The 5,526-nt window shown below is 35.3% G+C and carries 4 protein-coding genes; 1 reads left to right on the top strand and 3 read right to left on the bottom strand.

Going from position 1 to position 5,526, the window contains the following annotated elements:
• Positions 1 to 670: 670 nt before the first annotated feature.
• The 3 genes from VB797_RS33665 to VB797_RS33675 all read right to left on the bottom strand — a co-directional run bounded on the left by VB797_RS33665 (position 671) and on the right by VB797_RS33675 (position 4,538).
• The gene (locus VB797_RS33665) at positions 671 to 1,504 is read right to left on the bottom strand and encodes a hypothetical protein (protein ID WP_323242151.1); all 834 of its coding nucleotides are present in this window, start codon (positions 1,502 to 1,504) and stop codon (positions 671 to 673) included.
• 626 nt (positions 1,505 to 2,130) lie between these two features.
• A complete protein-coding gene (locus VB797_RS33670) occupies positions 2,131 to 3,129 on the bottom strand; it encodes a tyrosine-type recombinase/integrase (protein ID WP_323242152.1) in 999 nt (332 codons plus the stop codon).
• A 332-nt stretch (positions 3,130 to 3,461) separates the two neighbouring features.
• Complete coding sequence (locus tag VB797_RS33675) at positions 3,462 to 4,538, bottom strand: hypothetical protein (protein WP_323242153.1); 1,077 nt, start codon at positions 4,536 to 4,538, stop codon at positions 3,462 to 3,464.
• A gap of 346 nt (positions 4,539 to 4,884) precedes the next feature.
• On the opposite strand from VB797_RS33675, the gene VB797_RS33680 reads away from it, so the two are divergent.
• Positions 4,885 to 5,406, top strand: coding sequence for a hypothetical protein (locus tag VB797_RS33680; protein ID WP_323242154.1), 522 nt, complete (start codon positions 4,885 to 4,887; stop codon positions 5,404 to 5,406).
• Positions 5,407 to 5,526 lie beyond the last annotated feature (120 nt).

Consider the following 5,526-nt stretch of genomic DNA (forward strand, 5'->3'; position numbering starts at 1 on the left):
TTCGAGTTATGAATTTTCTTAGAGGAAAAAGTGCGATCGCCTTTATGGGGGTACAAGTATCATCAGAACAGAAAACCGGGTTAAGCTTAAAATTCTTATTCTGCAAGAATTTTGTAGAGGATTGTAGTAGTTGATTTTTCAAGTTACCAGGTAGCAGCTTAACGAGAAAACAAGGGTTTTGCTTAACGGCATGCTCCGCGAACAGCGTTGAAATGATTTTGTATTATTTATGTAACAATGCTTAACCCGGTTTTCTGTTCCAATAATACTAATACCCCGTATATTGATAAAAGTAAATACAATCTATATGCAACAATACTTTTGAGAAAAGTAATAAAGTTTTTTGCGAACAAACTACAAATATCTTTAGGTACTTCCATACCTTATAAATTCTCAAACCTACTGTTACGGGGTAAATTTGGTTAGGGTCTATTAATTCGTTAACTAGCAAATTGTAATTTATACTTTGCTCTTAAGTGATACCCGTTCATTTTTATTGGCAGCGGCAAAAATTAGTAGAAAGCCAGGTGTCAAATTTAGCTGCAACAAACAGCAATAGTTTTTAGACTATCTTGCCCTTAGTGGCAGCTTTGCTAGATCCGCCTCTAATAAGCAGAAATATCTGTTTTCAGAATGCGATTCAAGGCTGCTTATTTTACTTTCTGTTATCTTAGTATTCCAAACCAAAATCTTTAGAATACTCTTTTGATGTACCATACCATCCTTGAACATAACAGCTAGCCCGATTTTCGGATAGGTCTTTTTTATATTTTTCTGTGACACTATACGTCTTATAAAAAGTTTCATCTACAAATAGGCAAAAATCCTCAGTTCTTTTACATTCATAACCATCACTGGTATATCTGAGACTTTTAGAATAACTATAACTTTTGAGAGCTTTATAATGATAAACACAGCCTGAATATTTTCTTGGATAGTCTATGCCTTTTTTTACTTCTAAATAAGCCTGAGTATTTTTATCTAATACATTTTCTACTGCTATTTTTTCTTGTTCAGCTTTTGCTAATCTTAGCGATTCATCATGATTTTCAACAATAGTAATTGGTAAGTTTGAAAATGTAACTAATAAAGAAATGAAAAAGAGCGAAATTAAAAATTTATTACTAACCTTTCTAAACACTGTTAAATATAAAACTAAATAGAATATTGATTGAAAAGTAATACCGAATATAAATAAAATTGGATTGTATTCAAGGCTTAATTTGATTGCTTTCGGTATATTAGGAGGATAAAGGCTTCTAACAAAATAAGACATATTGTATCTTACTTGCTCAGATTCTCCTGAAAATACTAAAAACAATTGAGAATAAATCAATAATGAAATCATGAAGTCCAGAAAAAGAATAAATACTATTAAAAGCTGATTTAATTCAGTAGGGAAACCAATATAGTTATTCATAAGTTTCAAAACATGAGGAGCTATAAACTTGAAGGTAAACAACAATGATAAGCTAAAAAAAAGCATAGCTACTAAGACTAACATAGTTAAATTGCTAACGATAATTGTTTTACTCTTATATATTTCCCAAATTTAGAGGACAAGTATCATGGAATAAAAAGAGTTATTTTAAGTGAAATTACTTACCATTTTAAATACGATTCTAGCCACTTGTTTTTGCTTTTAAATGTGATTTGTCCTTCACAAATACCATATATATTATTATTCTTGCCTGAGAAAATAATAAACATACTATTAACGTCCTCTACAATCTATTAGAAACCGCATCAAACTATATATCTGGATATATACTCTCTATCCAAGGTGATGGCTTATGGTGATAGTGTTTTGTAGTGAGTAAATTGTAGAAAAGCTCGACCTAATATATTTATATTTGAATTAATTATCTATTTTAATAAAGAAATAAGGAATGTTTATAATCGTTTGATTTATAAGTCAATAATTGCGATCAGTGACGTTTTTGACCAAAGTATATAAGATATTTAAATCACTAAATAAAAAAACTAAGAATAAACACCAACCAAGCAACAACCCTGCTCAGCATCAGTTCAATAATCCCTCTCTATACCTGCATTCCGCAAATACGGAGACTTTTTTTCTTAAATTTTTCTTATTTCCTCTCTCTAGTCACTGAGTAAATATTTATACTATTAATCTATTAAGTCAGCGAGTTGGTTGGTGATTTCGCTTTGGTTTTGGTTGCGGTTGTCGTCGTAAACCATTACGGTTTCAACTTTAGAATGTCGGCTGTAGGTTTTACCTTTAGTTATGTTACCGTTGTTAATTTCTAAAACTGTTGTAACCCCGCTATGTCTGACCCGATGGGGTGACATAACTTTATCAATACCCGCTGCTTTAAAGCGACGCACCACGATTTGACGAATCGCGTTACCGCTCAGACGATATCCCCAGGTGTTATTGTCGAGGGAAATAAATAAAGCATCATTAGCAATTAACCGAGAACGAGCATCGAGCCATTCGGTAATCGCGCTAACGGTTTGCGGTGAAACTTTTAACCATTCATCGTTATTTCCTTTACCTTTACCGAAGATACGCAATCTAGAAACGTGGGGGTCAAAGTCCTTGACCGATAATTTACTTATCTCCCCGCGACGCAACCCATTTTCCCACAGCAGCCGCAGTATGGCATAATCGCGTTTACCAATTTTGGTGGCGCGATCGCACATCTTTACCACCGCAGCATAGGTTTTTGCATCCACACCAGTAGTATCCCGATAAGCAACCGCTTTTTCCATCTCCACATCTTCTAAAGAATAGGTGCATACTCCCAACTTCCGCGCAAATTTAACCAGAGATTTAATGCTGGTAATCCTTCTATTAACCGTTGCTTCTTTCAACCCCCGTTCCAGAAGCTTCCCCTTGTATTTAAGCACCACTGCCACAGCCCGTTTTTCTGATAAATGTAAAAATTCCAAAACGCTATCGGAATTTGGTTCAGTTTCCGTCATTTCCTTAAAAAACTTATTCAAATCCTTGCGGTACTCGCGCTTGGTGCTTTCGGTACGAATTGAAGAAAGCATTGAAGCAATAATATCTTGCTCCGAATCGTCAGCTGCAAAGTAGCGCTCAATGGGGGTCGCGAGGGATTTTTCTAAGGACGTGACTGCATCATCGGGAGTGTCGGACATAGATTGTGGAAGCGAAACTGGTCGTTTTCGATATCAACCCCAACTTACACATATTCCTATGCACGATAATTCATCCAGTCTATAATTCTCTACATTTCGTAACTCGACTTAATGTCGCTTCATATACATTTATCTGGTTGCGATGGCGGTATCGCACTATATGGGCAAAATAAATAGTGCCATTCGGGATTCTGCAAATGACCGATATTTTGGCGGATTTGGTTTGAGGAGCGGGAGTGCGATCGCGTAAGCGCAACGAAGTATCGCCATCCTTCCAACAACAATAATGCGATCGCTCATCGCTAATAAGTCAAAAACCAAGAAGAATAAAATTAGTCTTCTAACTTTCTCTTATCATCGATTAACCACTTACCATTTGAATCAAGTGTAAGTGTAATTCTTGATGGGTCATCTAATTCTCTACCATCTTTTAAAGAGTACTTTAATTTCACATCTACAACAGCATTATTATCGCTTGTTTCAATTAATCGTATGGAATCAATTCTTGTAGAAGCAACTTTATCCCACCATTCCTGATAGTTATTATAATTATTATCTGGTTGTAAACTCTTAAATCTAGAACTTAGCATAGCCCAAGAGCTTGAATACTGTCGCTGATTTATAAGTTGATAGTATTGTGCAATAGCGTCTTCTGGTTTATTTGTTATATCCGAGGGGTTAGGGTTTAAATCCGAGGGAGTTTGTTGGGGTGTATTTTCGTCTGTAGGAGTAAAAACTAATGTTTCATCTACTTGATTAGGAGTGTCTGCAATGTTCTTAATTAATTGTCGTCCTTCATCAAGAGCTATCTGAACTTCTCTATTCAAGTTTTCATATTGTGATATTACTGAATCTATCGTTACAAGATATTCTCGTGCCTTTCTAAGCCCTCCAGTTACTTGAAAAACATTAAGAATATTGTCATATTCTTTGATTGACCCTTTAAGTTTTAAAGAAACATTTTCAGCTACATCTATTCTTTCTGTAAATTCTTTTTCGGTGACATTAATATCATTTAATAGCTTTTGCTTAAGCTCGGCTCTAGAGTTTTGATTTGCCCTCTCTTTAAGCATAGAAAACAACTTATCGGCAGCTTTATTTGTTTTTTCAAGTGAATCATCTAACTCTTTATGTTGTGATGATAATTCTGCATATCGAACTTCCATTCTTTGAGTGATTTGGTCAATATCACTAACGACATTTTCGCTACGTATATCTTCTCCGAGGTCTTTATAATATCGATTTACTAAATTAGAAGTAAAGCTCAATATTTTTTCACTAGCATCAATTAATTCTATAACTGCACTAATGTTAGTAGCAATCCTTGCACCAGTTATTAAAACAGGAGTGGCAGCACAACTTATTATTAGTACAAGCGAAAAAGATAAGCAAAAAAATGAAGCTATCATCTTTCGACGTTTCGTATTCAAATTAAACATATAAAAATCGCAAAGTGACCGCTGTTGCTGTGAGAACCGTAGCTTAACTGAATCTAAAAACAAATTAAGCTTTTATACATGAAAACTCTTGACAACGGACAAAGCAAGTGAGAACCAATACAATTATGTTCAAAATACGTCTAATTAGTTTTTTTCGCCCAGAGATTGTAAGCCGGTTTAGTCACGATGGTTTTATATTCATAAAATCCTCCTGCAATAAGTAAAACTATTACACCAAGAACCGAAGAGAACATTTACTGACTTCCAATATAATTAGAAAAGACGACATATTCCCAGTTATCGAATACCACCAAGCATGGCACTAATTGAATATCTAGAACATGATAATTGGCGCTCCGTTCTTCGTAGGAGCTTTGAGGGAGCGATTTCCCTACTACAAACAGATCGATTTCGCCCCACCTCAAGCGCGATCGATGATATTAGAAGTTGGTTAACTAGTGGTGGTGTCAGTCGCGTCCAACTTCAACTCGATCGCCAAATGGAAGGACAACGTTTAGCTGTGGAGCGCCAAAGGGAGATTCGTGATTTTTTATTGGTACTGGCGCAAGAAAACCAACGCTCGATCGTGCAACTAATGGCTGACGGTATTATTAAGAGCAACAAAGCTGATTTTCTGGTAACTTGCGGCATATCAGAATCAGAATTTGACGAAATGTGGCAACAAGTTTTATCTGGCGCTAATCCGTTTGAAACTTGGATGTTGGCAAATGGCTATACGAACGAGCAGATCGACCAAATCTATCAAATCATTGACCGTTGGCTCGTCAAGACCGAATTGAATTTTCCCACAAATCCCGACGACTCCAATTTGAACTGATACATTTTTTTAATAAAATTTATTCTTAACTCAAAAAATTCAGGAATTGGTCTTGGGAATCGTCTTAAAGATATAGGAACAAAAACAATACGTGAGGGCGATAGGCTTTATGTAGTTTAG

It is taken from the genome of Rivularia sp. UHCC 0363 (assembly GCF_034931125.1).
In the GTDB taxonomy this organism is placed as follows: Bacteria; Cyanobacteriota; Cyanobacteriia; order Cyanobacteriales; family Nostocaceae; genus Rivularia.